This is a genomic window from Faecalicatena faecalis, from assembly GCF_012524165.2.
Taxonomy (GTDB): domain Bacteria; phylum Bacillota; class Clostridia; order Lachnospirales; family Lachnospiraceae; genus Faecalicatena_A; species Faecalicatena_A faecalis.
The window spans coordinates 210,858-228,211 of the sequence record NZ_JABACJ020000003.1 but is presented as its reverse complement, the minus strand read 5'-3'; the positions used below and the strand labels follow the sequence as shown (position 1 = coordinate 228,211).

The 17,354-nt window shown below is 46.2% G+C and carries 11 protein-coding genes; all 11 read left to right on the top strand.

Annotation, left to right across the window (positions count from 1 at the left end; translation table 11 throughout):
- Positions 1-10: 10 nt before the first annotated feature.
- Complete coding sequence (locus HGO97_RS05380) at positions 11-2,815, top strand: alpha-L-rhamnosidase (RefSeq protein WP_246597311.1); 2,805 nt, start codon at positions 11-13, stop codon at positions 2,813-2,815.
- 1 nt (position 2,816) lies between these two features.
- A complete protein-coding gene (locus tag HGO97_RS05375; RefSeq protein WP_216240148.1) occupies positions 2,817-4,472 on the top strand; it encodes a sulfatase-like hydrolase/transferase in 1,656 nt (551 codons plus the stop codon).
- A complete protein-coding gene (locus HGO97_RS05370) occupies positions 4,453-6,285 on the top strand; it encodes a family 43 glycosylhydrolase (protein WP_216240146.1) in 1,833 nt (610 codons plus the stop codon). The genes HGO97_RS05375 and HGO97_RS05370 overlap by 20 nt, the downstream gene beginning before the upstream one ends.
- Before the next feature lie 45 nt (positions 6,286-6,330).
- Positions 6,331-7,653, top strand: coding sequence for an MFS transporter (locus tag HGO97_RS05365; protein WP_216240144.1), 1,323 nt, complete (start codon positions 6,331-6,333; stop codon positions 7,651-7,653).
- 486 nt (positions 7,654-8,139) lie between these two features.
- Positions 8,140-8,964: an SGNH/GDSL hydrolase family protein gene (locus HGO97_RS05360; RefSeq protein ID WP_216240142.1), complete on the top strand. Its 825-nt coding sequence runs from the start codon at positions 8,140-8,142 to the stop codon at positions 8,962-8,964.
- A gap of 59 nt (positions 8,965-9,023) precedes the next feature.
- Positions 9,024-10,937, top strand: a complete 1,914-nt coding sequence (locus HGO97_RS05355) for an FAD-dependent oxidoreductase (protein ID WP_216240141.1) — start codon at positions 9,024-9,026, stop codon at positions 10,935-10,937.
- Positions 10,937-11,749 carry a succinate dehydrogenase/fumarate reductase iron-sulfur subunit gene (locus tag HGO97_RS05350; RefSeq protein ID WP_216240139.1) on the top strand — a complete coding sequence of 271 codons (813 nt, stop codon included), beginning with the start codon at positions 10,937-10,939 and terminating at the stop codon, positions 11,747-11,749. The genes HGO97_RS05355 and HGO97_RS05350 overlap by 1 nt, the downstream gene beginning before the upstream one ends.
- Entirely contained in the window at positions 11,730-13,538 is a 1,809-nt protein-coding gene (locus HGO97_RS05345) for an FAD-dependent oxidoreductase (RefSeq protein WP_216240138.1), read from the top strand. The genes HGO97_RS05350 and HGO97_RS05345 overlap by 20 nt, the downstream gene beginning before the upstream one ends.
- Positions 13,522-14,313, top strand: coding sequence for a (Fe-S)-binding protein (locus tag HGO97_RS05340; RefSeq protein WP_216240137.1), 792 nt, complete (start codon positions 13,522-13,524; stop codon positions 14,311-14,313). The genes HGO97_RS05345 and HGO97_RS05340 overlap by 17 nt, the downstream gene beginning before the upstream one ends.
- Positions 14,314-14,443: 130 nt before the next feature.
- Positions 14,444-15,823, top strand: coding sequence for an MFS transporter (locus HGO97_RS05335; RefSeq protein WP_216240136.1), 1,380 nt, complete (start codon positions 14,444-14,446; stop codon positions 15,821-15,823).
- Positions 15,823-17,352, top strand: coding sequence for a sialate O-acetylesterase (locus HGO97_RS05330; protein ID WP_216240135.1), 1,530 nt, complete (start codon positions 15,823-15,825; stop codon positions 17,350-17,352). Before HGO97_RS05335 ends, HGO97_RS05330 begins: the two co-directional genes overlap by 1 nt.
- Positions 17,353-17,354 lie beyond the last annotated feature (2 nt).

Below are 17,354 nucleotides of genomic sequence, written 5' to 3'. Positions count from 1 at the left end.
GTTATTACATATGGGAGGTAATAAAAGTATGTTAAATCTCTATGATTTAAAAACAGAATACAGAAAGAACCCTCTTGGAATCGATTTAGAAAGTCCGAGATTTTCATGGAAATTGAAATCAGACCAGAAAGATACAGTTCAGAGAAGCTATCAGATTGTAGTAAAATCCGAGGCAGAGACTGTATGGGATACCGGAAAAATCGAGAGTGACCAGTCGATCTGCATCCCATATCAGGGAAAAGCTTTTAGGAAAGGAACACGTTACACTGTGCAGGTGAATGTGGAGGATAACCATGGGGATACAGCAGTAGAATCTACCTGGTTTGAGACTGGTCTTATGGGATACCAGAACTTTGCAGCAAGCTGGATCACTCATGGGTTTGAGGATGGGCTGGAACCATGTGCTGTGTTTGTAAAGAAATTTTACACGGAAAAACAAGTCAAGTCCGCACGGATCTATGCTAGTGCATTAGGAATCTATGAGTTGGAATTAAATGGGGGAAAAGTCGGGGATGCCTACTTTGCCCCTGGATGGACGAGCTACCAGAAGCGGATTCAGTACCAGACTTATGATGTTACAGAGCAGTTAAAGAATGAAAATGAAATAAGAATGACCGTCGGAAACGGATGGTACAAGGGGATTCTGGGATTTTACAATCAGGGCGACCATTACGGAAAAAGAACGGCAGTAATTGCCCAGATAGAAATTCTGTATACAGATGGCAGCAGAGAGCAGATTGTTACGGATGAAAGCTGGATGAGCACGACAGGAGCCAGAAGATATAGTGAGATCTATCATGGGGAAGTCATTGATTACAGCAGAGAAAATGAAGAGTTAAGACCAGTCCAGCTGTATGACCAGGCAAAGGAAGTGCTGACAGCCCAGGAGGATGAACCGGTCAGGATTACAGAGCAGATTCCAGCAAAAGAGCTCATTGTCACTCCGAAAGGGGAGGTTGTCATCGACTTCGGACAGAATCTGACAGGAGTTGTTAAGGCGCATTTAAAGTACCCTAAGGGGACAAAGGTCACGATTCGCCATGCAGAAGCACTGGATGAAAATGGAAATTTCTATACTGTAAATCTTAGAACGGCGAAAGCAGAGGATACCTTTATCTGCAGTGGAAAAGAAGATGTGTTTATGCCGATTTTCACATTCCATGGCTTTCGGTATATTCAGATTCTGGGACTTGAAGAACTGCCGGGACCGGAAGACTTTACTGCCTGCGTGATCCATACAGCGTTGGAGCAGACCGGGGAGTTTTCCTGTTCGAATGATCTGGTCAACAGGTTATGGAAGAATATTGACTGGACCATGAGGAGCAATTATCTGGACATTCCCACAGACTGCCCGCAGCGTGACGAGAGACTGGGCTATACGGGAGATGCGCAGATGTTCATTTCTACAGCAGCCTGCCATAAGAATATCGCACTCTTTTTCCAGAAATGGCTGAGAGATCTGAAATACGAACAGTCACTTGGCATGGGGGTTCCTACATCGGTTCCCAATATTCTTGGACCGTCCGGCGGAATCGCGATCTGGCATGATGCCGCGACCGTGGTGCCATGGACGATGTATCAGGTGTACGGTGACATACGTTTTCTGGAAGAGCAGTTTGACAGCATGGTCTCCTGCGTTGAATATACGAAAAATACTGCCGGGGAGGATGGCCTGATCCATACAGGGCAGCAGCTTGGAGACTGGATCGCAATGGATATGGACAGAGGACCGTATATTCCGAGAGAAGGAGACGTATGGAATCTGGAACTGAATGAGAAGACAGGTTCAACAGATTTATATTACATAGCAAATATTTATTATGCTTATTCTGCATATATTACGGCCCAGTCAGCAAAAATCCTGGGAAAGGAAGCAGAATACCGGAGATACCAGGAATTGTATGAGTCTTTGACTACGAGGATACGTTCAGAGTATATGACATCAACTGGGCGTCTTGTAAGCGAGACACAGACAGGATGTGCCATGGCTCTGCATTTTGGGCTTGCACAGGGAAAAGAAAGAGAACGTGTGCTGGATACGCTTTTGAAGAACTTAAAGACCCACAAGAATCATCTGACGACCGGATTTGTGGGCACACAGTTCTTATGCAAGGTGTTATCGGAAAACGGTGCTCATGAAACTGCGGGAAGTGTTTTTCTGAAAGAGGACTGTCCTTCCTGGCTGTACAGCGTCAGGCTGGGAGCGACTACGGTGTGGGAATTATGGGACGGAGTGAAGCCGGACGGCAGCTTTAATAAGTATGAGATGAATTCTCTGAACCAGTATGCACTTGCTTCTATTGGAGACTGGATCTTCCATGATTTGTGCGGTCTTAAGATGATAGAGCCAGGGTATCAGAAATCCATGGTGAAACCAAGGCTGATCAAAGGAATCCCAGAGATGAAGGGAGAAATTGAGACTGTTTATGGAAAGCTGTCCTGTGAGATTTCCTGCATGGACCATAAGTACACCATTGATATATCCGTGCCGGAGAATACAACCGCTGTTATAAGCCTGCCTGAAAAGGAGGAGTTTACAGCAGGGTCAGGACATTATCACTATGAATATGAGACAGAAAGCTCCTTTGTAAAAGAGAAATATGATATGGAGAGCAAGTTCGGGGAAATTCTGGAGAATCCGATTGCACATCAGATGCTTACCCAGTATGCACCGGAGCTTATGGCAAATGAGATGTTCCTGCAGTTTGCGATGGAACATACGTTAAATGATATGAATGAGATGCTGCCGCCGGAGGCAATGCAGTTGATGCAGATGATACTGGCACAGTGCAATGCGGCTGAGAAAGGAGATTAGAGTGAGCAAAGAAGATCCTCGAAGAAGACCAAATATTATCATATTAAACCCGGATGAGATGCGCTCGGATTCCTTAGGGCATCTGGGCAATCCGGCAGCCCATACGCCGCGGATGGATGCCCTGGCGAGGGAGGAAGGCGTGTCATTTTCCAATGCATTTTGCCAGAACCCGGTGTGCGTTCCAAGCCGCTGCTCCTTTTTGACTGGTCTGTACCCGCATACCAGAGGACACCGTACCATGCGTCATCTTCTGCACCAAGAGGAGAAGAGCCTTTTTTCAGAGCTGAAAGATGCAGGGTATTATGTATGGATTAACGGACGTGGCGATCTGTATGCGGGACAAGTGGAGGGGCTGGATAAAAAACATGCAGATGAAGTCTATTTCTATGATAAAAATGAGAAAATCACGCCTGTGAATCCATTGACAATGAAACAGGTGGAGGCGCAGAAAAAGGAGAAAAGGAATCCTTACATGTGTTTCGAGGGAGTCGTTGAGATGGACGGAGGACCAGATGTGCCGCATACGTTGGGAGCCATAGATGCCATCCTGAATAGAACAGAACCAAATAAGCCGCTGTGTCTGTTTTTAGGATGGATGAATCCGCATCCGGAGTACCGGATCGAGAAAAAGTACCGTGATCTGATTGATGCGGACAAGATTCCTGACAGAATTGACTATCAAAGCTGTGTTGATAAATCGCTGATGCTGCAGAAAATCCATGAACTTTCTAAAACAGAAGATGTAACTGAGGAGGAGTGGAGAGAACTGAGAGCCGTCTATCTGGCACAGTGTGCAAAGGTGGATGAGATGGTCGGGATGGTGTGTGATGCCCTAAAAGAGGTGGGAGAGTATGATAATTCGGCTATTTTCATACTTTCTGACCACGGTGATTTTACCGGAGACTACAGTGTTGCAGAAAAGGCGCAGAATAGCTTTGAGAACTGTCTGGTCAAAGTCCCTCTTTTGATCAAGCCGCCAAAATGGGAAAAAGCAGATCCGGGTGTGAGTGAAAGTCTGACGGAACTGGTTGATTTTTACGCTACTGTGTTGGATTATGCGGGCGTAGAGCCGTCAGAGACACATTTTGGATATACCCTGCGTCCGGTTATTGAAGACAGGTCCATGCCAAACCGTCAGTATGTATTCTGTGAAGGTGGAAGAAATCCGGGAGAGACACATTGTGACGAGTGGCATTCAAAAGGCGGCAGGGGACCGGCAGTCGGCTCTTCCTTATATCCGAAGGTGACTGCTCAGAAGGATGATAACTGCCATGAGAAAGGTACGATGATTTTTGACGGAAGAATAAAATATATCCACCGTCCGTCAGGAAGAGACGAGCTTTACGATCTGTTTGAAGATCCGGGAGAATGCCGTAATATCATAGCTTCTGCGGATCAGGAGCTTTTGTACAGGCTGAAATCCAAGATGCTGGACTGGTATCAGCAGACCTGTGATATCGTTCCTAAAAAGCTTGATGAAAGAAATTCTTTTGAACAGACATGGACTTTTGTCAGAGGAATATGTCCTCCCGGAAAGGAAGAGAAGGTGAGGGAGTATCTTAAAACAGGTGTAGAGTGGCCGGATGCTCTCCGGTATTGTGTTGAATTATGGATGCAGATAGGAAAGGAAGGAAATTATGATGAAACATTATTGTAACCCAATGAATCTTGAGTATCGTTACCAGTTTTACAGGAAAATTGTACAGGGGCAGGAGCCGGAACCTTTTAAAGTATACAGGGAGGCTGCGGACCCGTCATTGATTTTGTTCAAGGACACCTATTTTTTGTTTCCGTCCATGACACTTGGCTTTTATACAAGTCAAGATCTATATGACTGGGAATTCCATGAATTCCTGGGAGATATTCCGATATATGATTATGCACCGGATGTCAGGGTAATGGGAGAGTATCTGTATTTTTCTGCATCTGGGATGGACAAGAATTGTTCTTTTTACAGGACGAAAGATCCCAGAACAGAGAAATTTGAAGAAATTCCCGGTACGTTTCCATTCTGGGATCCGGCACTTTTCGTGGACGATGACAAAAGAGTCTATTTTTACTGGGGATGCTCCAACCGGACACCAATCTATGGAGTGGAACTGAACCCCGAAACAATGGCCCCTCTTTCAAAGGAGCTGGAGTTGATTCATCCGCATCCGGAATGCCGGGGGTATGAACGGTTTGGTAATGATCATATCTCACCGAAGTCAGAGGAACAGATAGAAGCCGAGGTAGAGGCAATGTTAGCCGGTATAAAGCAGCAGGCAGCTGCCCAGGGGCGCGGTGAAGACATTGGTATGACGGAAGAAGAAGCCAGGGCGATGCTTAGGGCATATATGGGAAACAGTCCTTATATTGAAGGGGCCTGGATGACAAAACACGAGGGCAGATATTATCTGCAGTATGCGATACCAGGTACAGAATACAATGTTTATGGAGATGGTGTGTATGTCAGTGACCAGCCATTAGGACCTTTTAAGCCGGCAAGAAATAACCCATATTCCTATAAACCAGGCGGATTCATCACTGGCGCCGGACATGGGTCTACTTTAGAAGATAAGAAGGGGGCATTCTGGCATATAGCATCCATGAGGATCAGCCATAATGAAAACTTCGAGCGTCGTTTAGGGCTGTGGAAGGCAGGCTTTGATGAGGATGGCGAGTTATACTGCGATCAGCGCTTTGGTGACTGGCCGATTGCCATGGAAGGGAACGCTTTTGACGATCCTGACTATATGCTGCTTTCCTACGGGGCTTCCGTGAGCGTTTCTTCAGGAGAAGGGGAGAAAAATATCACAGATGAGGATATCCAGACATTCTGGAAAGCAGAGGAGAGCGAATCAGGGGCATGGGCAGTTGTCGATTTGGGGCAGCCGGAGCAGGTAGCGGCAGTCCAGATTAATTTTGCAGATGACGGGGTTCGTAAAGAACTGCCGGAGTCAACGGAGAGATTTTTGAATTTCTATGAAGAACGCTGGATCGATCCAAAGAAACAAAAGACCAGATGGCTTCTGGAAGGATCTTTGGATGGTCAAACATATGAAATACTGACTGACAAGAGGAATGTGGAGACAGACTACGCCCATGACTTTATTGAATTTGAACAAACAAAAGAATTGCGTTATATCCGATTGACAGTTGAGGCACTTCCTTATCAGCAGACGGCAACGGTATCAGGTATTCGTGTCTTTGGAAACGGAAAAGGGGCTCTGCCGCAGGGGGCACAGGATGTTCAGATAGAATATGATGGAAAAATGGACATGAAGGTGTGCTGGAATGCTGAAAATACAGTCGGAGCAGTTGTGCAATGGGGATATGCCCCAGAGAAGCTTTATCACAGCCGGATGGTCTATGGAAAGTGTGAGGCTTGTGTAGGCGCGATTGTAGAAGGCGAGCCTGTTTATGTAAGAGTGGATACCTTCAATAAAAAAGGGATTACAAAAGGAAATGTTATAACGGTGAATGAATAAGGCCGCATAGAGAGAAAATAAAGAAAGATCAGAGGGCACTTCATAATGAGTAAAAAGGAAAAGAACCCGGAAAAACTGGGAGTATTAAAGTTTTGGGGCTGGCAGATGCGTGCAGTGTCAGCGGGCAGCATTGTAGTTGTAATGGGGTATTTAAGTATTTTCTGTACCAATACGCTGATGATGTCTCCAGCGCTGGTTGGTACATTACTGATGGCTTCCAAGATATTTGATGGAGTTACAGATTTAATCGCCGGATATGTGATTGATAAGACGCATACAAAATTAGGAAAAGCAAGACCTTATGAATTTTGTGTGATCGGTGTCTGGCTCTGTACCTGGCTTTTATTTAACTGTTCGGAAGAATGGTCTATGACTGTCAAATCAATTTGGATCTTTGTGATGTATACTTTTGTAAATTCCGTATTTGCGACATTTTTGAGCACAAATCAGACGGCTTATATGGTACGTGCATTTGATACACAGTCCAAAATTGTAAAGGTGAATTCCTATGGTGGAATCGTAGTAACAATGGGATGTGCGGTTGTATCCATGTCATTCCCGGCATTGATGGCAAAGATGGCAACCTCAGCAGGCGGATGGTCTGAATTAGTCGGAATCTATGCACTCCCGCTGGCAGTGATTGGAATGGGGCGTTTCTTTTTTGTTAAAGAGACTGTGCAGGTAGAAGAGACTGCTGACAAGCTCAATCTTAAGAGTATGTTTAAAGTCTTAAAGACAAACAAGTACATATATGTTGCGTTTGCAATTGGTGCACTTTACAATCTGACACTCGGATTAAACGCGCAGACATACTACTTTACAGATGTTGTGGGTAATATTGGAAAATTGACGATGATTGCGGCGTTATCAATGCCAATGCTGATTGTCATGTTTATCTTCCCCATCATATTGAAAAAGCATTCCATTGCACAATTGATGGCTTTTGGCGGAGTAGTGGGAATTATCGGTGGAATCCTGAATTTTCTTGCAGGTTCCAATATGGCACTGCTTATGGCAGGTGGTGCGTGTATCGCCTTTGCAGGGCTTCCGATTGCCTATTTAAGCGGACTGTTGATTCTGGATTGTGCAGCCTTCAATGAAAAATGCGGAGAGCCGCGTATGGAAGGTGTGATGTCAGCGTTCCATAGTTTTGCGTCTAAGATTGGACAGGGAGTCGGTGCAGCTATGCTTGGAGGAATTTTAAGTGTCTCAGGATATAACGGCGCTGCAGCAGTACAGTCAGACAGTGCCCTTATGGGAATTCGTATTCTGTATGGTATTATTCCGGCCGTAATTTTTCTGCTTGTAGTACTGGCAGCAAGGTCCTATAAGCTGGATAAGGTCCTTAAAGGGGAAATTGCAGCCTAGACGTTGTACCAGTATTCCATCCGGCTGTTTGGTATCAGTGTAGAGGAATATGCAGGCATGATCACGCTTATCAGGAAGTATTGAAAAACTGGAATCATTATTTTTTCCAGCGCAATATCAGCTACTTTTTCAGGAGGCCGGTCGTATTCTGCGGAAAGAGCATTTGGAAATCGCCGGAAACCCATGGGGAAATCTTGGATATCGTGGAGAATTTAATGGAAATATTACAGATTATTTCTTTTTGTGGATTCCGGTTAAAAAATAGGCGTGGAGCATTTTTACAGCTCCACGCCTATTTTTTACTCTAATATGTTTTTCCTTAAGCGAAACTTTTACTACAGGTTTAAACCTGTCTAACGTGTTTTGGACAGAAAAAATTTATTAGCAAACGGGTGATAAAAAAGTAACGACTGCGCTATTTAACGCACCAGTCTGTCCTTATAATGTCAGCATAAATAATTTAAAGAGAAAGAGAGTGACAAGTGTATGGAAAGGAAAAAAAGTAAGAAAAAGATTGTTATCACTGTAATTGCAGTACTGATTCTGGCATTTATTCTGCTGAATATAGTTCTGCTCGGAGCAATGGGAGGTGCTGGTCCGTTCGCGTTTATCAAGAAGAACAAGTTGAAAAATCATCCGGGAAACGCACCGGTCTACCATCTGGAATCAGTGGAGGTGAAAGAGGACAGCCCGCTAAAAGGGAAGTCTCTCTGCTTTCTTGGTTCATCAGTCACATTGGGAGCACAGTCTTTGGATGTTTCCTTCGCGGATTACATAGGAAAAAAGGACGGCTGTAACTATGTAAAGGAAGCGGTAAGCGGAACAACACTGGTAGACAGTGGCTCTAACTCCTATATACAGAGAATGAAGAATAATATCAGTAAAGATGAAAAATTTGATGCATTTATTTGTCAATTATCTACGAATGACGCAAGTAAGAAAAAGGAACTGGGAACGATCAGCAGCTCGGAGAATCTGGAGGATTTTGATACCTCTACGGTTATTGGAGCAATGGAATATATCATAGTATATGCCCGGCAGACGTGGGACTGCCCCGTGATTTTCTATACGGGCACAAAGTATGACAGTGAGATGTATCAGCAGATGGTAGATGCACTGCTTAAACTGCAGGAGAAATACGATATTGGTGTGATTGATTTGTGGAATGATGCAGAGATGAACGCAGTATCTGATGAGGACTATGAACTTTATATGGCAGATTCCATCCACCCGACACAGGCAGGATACCGTGACTGGTGGACTCCTAAGATGGAAGAATACCTGTATTCATACTTAGCTGATCAGAAGTAATCATAGAAAGCTGGTCATGTATTTCAGAAAGAACAAAAATGAAAAAGGAGAAAAAACACATGGCAAAATCAAGAAGGGACTTCTTACAAGGCACTGCCAGCCGGGGGGACAGCTTTCGTGCAGAGCCCAAAACAGAAGCGGTCTGTTCTAAGAAAGCAGACGTGGAAAAGAAAAAGCAGGTCCAGTTCCACCATTGTGATGTGCTGGTCATTGGCGGCGGGATTGCCGGTATGGAGGCAGCACTGCGTGTAGTAGATCAGGGAAAGACAGCCATTATTGTCGATAAGGGTGTATTCGGGCATTCCGGGACATCGGGAATGAACTGGGGACATACTTATCAGAGCATGGAATTTGCCCCGGATGATGATGCAACGATTGCAAATACCATCGCAGTCATGGACATGGTCTGTGAGGGACTGCTCAACCAACCGTATTTCTATCATTTGCTGAAAGCGCATAAAGAAGAGAAAATCATTGCAAATGGACTGAAATATGGCAGCATCCCACTCTATAACGAGGACGGGACTGTTCTGAGCCATAATGAGGTGAATCCACAATTCCCCGTTACACATGACCAGGGATTCTGGCCGAGGATGATGGCACAGTGGTGTCAGCGAAACAGTAATGTGACGGAGATCATAGACCAGACTTACGTTGTTGATATCCTTCTCTCATCAAAAGGCCGTGCAGCCGGTGCTGTTGCAATTGATCTGGTTCACGGAACCCCGCACATATTCCGGTCAAAGGCAACGATCATGGCAACGGGGAGTTACTGCTGGATTACAGGATGGAACGGCATGGGGGCGGAGTCCATGGCTGGAAAAGAGAATACAGGAGACGGGATCGCGATGCTTTTAAGGCATGGAGTGCCTATGGCAGATATGGAGCAGTTCTGCGGAGATGCTTCACAGTGGACACCTGCGGGGGTACGCCAGACCATGGGAAACTTCAACTTTGACGGCAGCCAGACTCCGAAGGATATGATTTTCGATGCCAATATGGTGCCATGGTCTAAATTGCTGGAAGGGCACAGCCCTCTGGTAAATATGGGTGCATCCATGAGGATTTTCTATGGGCTGAGACTGAATGGGAGGACCACCGAAAACGGCGGATGTTACATTGATAAAGCATGTGCTCCTGTGGCGCCGCGTTATTTCCGAAGGGTGGAGGAACGGCAGAAGGAGCTGCTGGGATATGAGCTTCCTCAGTACGTGGAAGTCGTTCCGGAGACTTGGGACAGTGCGGGATGCCCGCGCCAGTTATCAGAAACATCCGAAACGATGATTCCGGGAATGTTCTTTGCAGGCGCGGCCCCCGGAGGAGTTGGCGGGATGACACAGGTGGCGGCACAGTCAGGCGGCTGGATCGCGGCAAACGGTGCCGTCAAGACAGCATCCCGGATTGAGATGCCGGATGTTCTGGACGAAGAAATCCAGGCAATTATTGAGAAAGCTTATGGCTATCTTGAGAAGAAGCCGGTGAATCCGATCCGTGCAAGCCAGGTCATGCATAAAATCCAGCAGACCTACTGGGACAGGACATACGGACCGCTTAAGGATGAAGCAAAAATATTAGCAATTATCAAGGAACTGAACCGTATCAAGGAGGAAGATCTGCCAAGGATGTGGACTGCAGATGACTCCTACCGGATGAACTGTGAATGGCGGGACTGCTTTGAGGCTGAGAACATGCTCTATTGTGCCCTTGGCGCGTCCTATGCCGGTCTGATGAGAAAAGAGAGCCGGGGATTCCATATGCGGACAGATTATCCAGACCCGGATAACCAGACGGGACTGCGCAATACAGTCGTCAAGTTAAATGAAAATGGAGAATGGGAGACAGAGTTTGCACCGAAATTTGACCAGCTGATTCCGTCCGCAGTTCTCGCACAGATGGTTCCGACAGATATCGGCCTGAACTCATTTGCGCCGGAACCAAAGAAAAATGCCGGGAAAGAAAAGGAGACAGAATAATGGGTGAGACAATTATTGCAAAGGTATTCCGCTATGATCCGTCTAAGGATAAAGCCCCCTACTATAAAGAATACACAGTGCCGTGGCAGGCAGATGAGAGCGGATTTATGACGGGGCTGCAGGTCCTGCATTACATATATGAAAACATAGAGCCGATCGCCTACGATTATAACTGCCGTGGCAGTATCTGTGGAAGATGCTCCATGGTGATCGATGGGAAACCGGGGCTGGCGTGTTACACAGCGCTGCAGCCGGGACATCATACATTTGAGCCTTTGGAAGGACAGCCGATTATCAGAGACCTTATGATTGACCGTAAGCCCGTCATGAAGAAATTCGTAGAGACAGAGGTTGCAAAGAAAACGTTGAATCCGGTCGAAAAATCCGAAGATATTGAGTATGACCTTTACTGGAATACCCTGGAACGTTTGAATAACTGCCGGGAGTGTATGCTGTGTTATGACGTATGCCCTGCACTTAAGATCAACGACCATGATTATATCGGACCAGGTGCGATGATGCAGGTCGCCTTCCGCCATCTTGACCCACATGATGAAGCAGACAGAGTACAACAGGCTGTTTTTTCCGGTTTGTGGAAATGTGTTCTGTGTGGAAGCTGTGAACTGGTCTGCCCGGCACAGATCCCACATGTGAAGTTACTTACGATACTGAGAGATGAGGCTAAGAAGCGGGGAATGAAACCAGAGGGAAGCGACAACTATAACTTCTGGAAGAATGATCCGACAGAAGATGGACAGGCAGAAGATAATCAGACAAGAGAGGAGGGAAGCAATGAATACGGTGAGATTTAGTGAAAATGTACTTTGCAGCGCGGAGAAGATCGTGAAGGAATGCATGGGAGCCGAGGAATCATTCTGTAAAAGCAGATGTCCGATGCATACGGATGTAAAAGAATATGTAAAGAAGATTGCAGACAGGGATTATGAGGGAGCAGTCAAAGTAATCCGGGAAAAATTGTTCCTTCCGGGTACCCTGGGCAGAATCTGCGCCCATCCATGTGAGGAAGCATGCAGAAGAGAAAAGGAATTCGGTCAGCCACTTTCCATAGCAGCCCTGAAACGATTTGCGGCAGATAAAGCGGATGAAGAATCTCTCTGGGATGTAACGACAGGTGAAGATACCGGAAAAAAGGTTGCTGTCATCGGTTCGGGTCCGGCAGGAGCACAGGCAGCTATCGATCTGAGGAAAGCCGGACATGAGGTAACAATCTATGAGAAGGAAGAAAAGACAGGAGGCATGCTGCGTCTTGGAATTCCAAAATACAGGCTCCCCAGAGAAATCGTAGAGAAGGAATACCGCTATCTGGACCGTCTGGGAATCAACTTTCAGATGGGAGTCACAGTAGGCAGAGATATTTCTCTGCGTGAGCTGCGTAAGCAGTATGATGCCGTCCTTTTGGCAAACGGTGCGCAGAAAGGGAGCATCGTAAAAGTACCCGGATATGATGCCGATGGAGTCTATACAGCAACAGAATTTCTCAAAGAAATCAGTCTTACAGACCGCTTTGACCGGGCAGGGGAGCGGATCGTCATTGTAGGGGGCGGGGATGTAGCTATGGACTGTGCACGTTCTGCCCTGCGTCTGGGAGCAGCAAAGGTATCTCAGTGTTCGCTGGAGAGCCTGGAAGAACTTCCTGCCTCTACAAAAGAGAAGGATCAGGCAGTGGAGGAAGGCGTACTCTGTAACTTCGGCTGGGGACCCGCAGAGATTCTTGCGGAAAATGGCACTGTGAGAGGCATCAGGCTGCAAAAGGTAAAGTCTGTATTTGACGAAGAAGGCAGATTTCATCCGCAATATGAAGAGGAAACAAAGGTGATAGAGGCAGATACGGTGATCATGGCAACAGGACAGCTTGTGGAGGATCTTACAGATGGAGCTGTGGCGCAGGGACAGGGCGGAAGATATCAGGTCGATCCCAGGACCCTGGCTGCGCAGACAGAAGGTGTATTTGCTGCAGGAGATGCTGCAGGCGGGAAAATCGTGATTGAAGCCATGGCATTGGGCAGAAAAGCTGCGATCAGTATAGATCGTTTTCTGAACGGACGTGATCTGGCAGAGGAAAGGGACTTTGACTGTGAGTGGAATCACGAGACGAAACTGGATGTACCGCTGCCGGAGGGGACAAAAGATCTTCCAAGGGTCCAGGACAATCTGCGCCCGGTTCAGGAGAGAATCCTGGATTTCGAGCCGGTAGATCTGGGACTTACAGAGGAGCAGGCGGTGGAAGAAGCAGCACGCTGTCTAAGCTGTGAGTGCAGGCTGTGCATGAAGGAATGTACGATGTTAAGTGAATTTGGCAGATGCCCGAAGGAAGTCTTTGATCCGGTCCTGAAAACAGGGCAGCTGGATATACTGCAGACATATTCCTGCAACGACTGCGGGGAATGTACAGTCGTGTGTCCGCATGAACTGCCTGTAAGAGAAGCCTTTATGGAAGCACGTAAAGACTTTGTAAAAGCCAACCTGGGAGAACCACCGCTTAGCGGGCACAGACCAGTCAAGATCCATCAGGCGCTCGGCTTCTATTCCATGTATACGACCAAAGTTTGCGGAGGTAAGAAAAATGACAGCAGCAATTGATAAAGAAATACATTATGGATTTATGCCGGGATGTAGTTTTTCTTCTTATCATCCAGAGGCAGTGATAAAGACAGCCGCTTATTTAGATTCTGTACTGCCGAAGTTTTCTGCAGTCCTAAAGTGCTGTGGGAAGCCGACTCGTGATATGGGACAGTACGATCTTTTTAAAGAAAGGTTTGCAGGATTGATCAGTGACCTGGAAGATGTGGATATCGAGGAAATGATTTTTGCCTGCCCGAACTGTAAGGCAGTCTTTGAGAAGGAAAGTTCGGTCAAGTCATATTCTCTTTGGGAAATCCTGCCCTTGACAGGGCTGCCAAAGGAATTAAGAGGAAAGGCAAAGGACAGTGACATGGTATTTACCATCCATGATTCCTGCTCAGCGCGCCATGACAAAGAGACACAGGATGGAATTCGATGGATTTTGAGGGAGCTGGGATATCAGTATGTGGAGTCTGCATACAGCAGAGAAAAGACCAAATGCTGCGGCTATGGAGGCATGGTAAATCCGGTGAATCCCGGACTTACAAAAAAAGTGATGCAGCGGCGTGCAGAAACTCTGGAAAACAGGCCGGCTGTCACTTACTGTTCCACCTGCCGTTCGGCACTTATGCAGGCAGGACTCAGGGCATGGCATATCCTGGATTTGATCTGGGGACCCGTTGTATATGCGCAGGATGAACCGAAGCCTGATATTTTACAGACTCCGGCAGATGTGTGGCATAACCGGTATGTAACCAGAAAAGGGCTGTCAGAAGCGTTAGGTATAAAGTAGATGAAAAGATATTAAATTGGTAATATTCGAACTAAAAAAGTAACAACAGTGATAGTTGAAAGGGGCAATTTTTATTACTCTTGTTACAGACAAATGAAATACATATGAGATTTAAGGAAGGGAGATTCACATGAAACCACAAACAAAAACAAAGCCCAAAAACAGAATGTACGCATTCGCTTGGAGCACGAGAGGTTTTTCACTGGGAGTAAACTCTTTGCTGTTAATGCAGGCGACTTTTTATGCAACTCAGAGTTTGGGGCTTTCAGCAGGGCTGGTGGGTACACTGTTCCTGGTCAGCAAGATCTTTGATGGCGTCACAGATTTAATAGCAGGATATATTATTGATAAGACCCAAACAAAGTGGGGAAAAGCAAGACCTTATGAGCTGTTCCTGATTCCAACGTGGATATTGACAGTTATCTTCTTCAGTACGCCGGCATCGATGGGCACAACAGGGAAGATTATCTGGGTGTTTGTATTGTACGTATTGATCCAGGCAGTCTGTGTTACATTCTTAAGTGCATCTGAGACAACATTTCTTGCCAGATCCACGACAGATGATGAACTTCGGGCAAAGGCTCTGACAGTAGCAGGTATCCTTGCAATGCTTGTCCCGACAATCGCAAGCATTATTCTTCCGCAGTTGATCGCAAAATGGGGATCACAGCCGGGCGGATGGACAAAGATCATGCTTGTATATGCTGTTCCACTTACTATCGTTGGTCTGTTCCGTTTCTTCTTTATTAAAGAAGAGGTGGAAGACGAAACCGCAGGTGTACAGAAAAAAGATGACATTACACTGAAAGAGGGCTTAAAAGCCATTGCTAAAAATAAATATCTATTCCTTTTTGTAGGTGCAACCTTTATCTGTGCAGTGAATAATAACCTTATTTCAGGTGTTGGGACTTATTTCTTCCAGTATGTAATGGGAGATATCGGAAAAATGTCTCTGATTGGTATGCTTGGCCTGCTGACCCCATTCACACTGCTAATCTTCCCAATGACTGTGAGAAAAGGGTATGCAATGAACTTTGTAAAACTTGGACTTATTTTGGCAGTAGTTGGTAATATACTGAAATATTTTGCAGGCTCCAATATGACTCTGGTTTTGATTGGCAGCATCATTGCGGCAGTTCCAGGTTCCTCTATGCTGCAGATGATCGGAAGTCTGTTCATGATTCAGTGTATGGACTACGGCGAGTGGAAGACAGGAGTCAGAGTCGAGGCTATGATGAATTCCGTAAATGGATTTGCATCCAAGGTAGGTGCAGGTATTGCCAGCGGTTTCTTAGGAGTTCTGATGGGAGCAACAGGATTTGTCAGTGGAGCACCAACACAGAGTGCGGGAGCGACTACAGCAATCCAGATGGGATATTCTGTTATCCCGGCAATCTTCTGTGTACTCATGCTTGTAATCCTTCATTTCTATGATTTGGAAAAGAAACAGGGAGAAATCAGGGCAGACCTGGCTAAGAGAGCAGAGGTGGCTCAGAAGGCGGCAGAGTAATGATACAGTTAGCAGAAATTTTTCAGGACGGCATGGTTCTGCAGAGGCGGAAAAAGGTATCTGTATGGGGAACCAGCAGCCTGGCTCAGCAGATTAAGGTGAGATGGAATGACGAGGTATTGTTAGAGACAGAGATCGGGGAAGGGGAGTTTAAGATTTCCCTTCCAGAAATGGAGGCAGCATTCCAGGGTGAACTCCATCTCTCTGGGTCCTGTGGTGATCACGTTGTATTAAAAAATGTGGATATCGGAGAGGTATGGATCGCAGGCGGACAGAGTAATATGGAATTTACCCTGCAGTGCGATAAAGATGGTGAACAGGCGATAGAAGGCGCAGCTGATGAACATTTCAGATATTATGAGGTCGGGAGATATTCATTTGAAGGCGAGGCAGAAGAAGGATTAAAGGATGCTTCTCATTGGGATAGATGGCTGCCCTTCCAGAAGGAATATGCACCTTGGTTTTCAGCGGTAAGTGTCTATTTTGCTAAGAAACTGAGAATAGAACTTAAGATTCCGGTTGCAGTTATTGGCTGTAACTGGGGCGGCACCCCGGCTGTATCGTGGATAGCAGAGGAAGAATTAAGCGGCGATTCAGAACTGAGAGGACTGGCAGAGGAGTATAATAGGACAGTCCAGAGTCTGGACATGGAAAAGTATCTGGTCCAGGATCTGAAAAAGAGAAAACATGCATCCAGTCCGGAAGTTACATCAAAGGTAGATCTGTTAATGAAAGAGGAATGCCTGAAAGCACCTGGATTTTTCACAAAGCTGATTGGAAAATGGTATGCAAAGTTTCAAGGAGCCGGCCCTCATGATGAGAAACGTCCGGGAGGATTGTTCCAGACAATGGTCAGCAGGATTGCAGGTTATGACTGCAGGGGCGTGATCTGGTATCAGGGAGAGGCAGATGCAGACCACCCATTTCTATATAAGAAATTGTTCGAAGGTGTGATCCGTTCCTGGCGAAAAGCCTGGGAAAAAGAACTTCCATTCCTGTTCGTGCAGCTTGCACCGTTTGAGGCGTGGCAGGGATGCAGCGGAGAAAATTTCCCGGTACTGCGTCAGCAACAGCAGGAAGCAGAAGATGAAATAAAAGATTGCTGGATGGCATCTATCATGGATGTGGGGAGCCGGTTTGATATTCACCCAAAAGAAAAGCAGCCGGTAGGTGAAAGGCTGGCATTGCTTGCATTGGGGAAGATGTATGGTCAGGATAAGCTCTGTGAAGCCCCGCGGATTTCAGCGATAGAAAAGCAGGAAGGTATCATCCGGGTCGAATTTAAAGATGCCGGAGATGGTCTAATGCTGAAGGGAGAGTTGGATGGACTTTTTACTGTAACAAGTGAAGAACGGGTAATTGGATGTGGGGTTGAGATAGAAGAAAATTGTGTATATTTACGTTCTCCTGAGCTGACAGAAGATAAAAAGGTGGTCGTTGAATTTGCCTATATGCCATACTGCCAGATGACACTCTATGGCAGTACCGGACTGCCGGCACGCCCATCTGCACCCGTAGAGATTTTATAGTA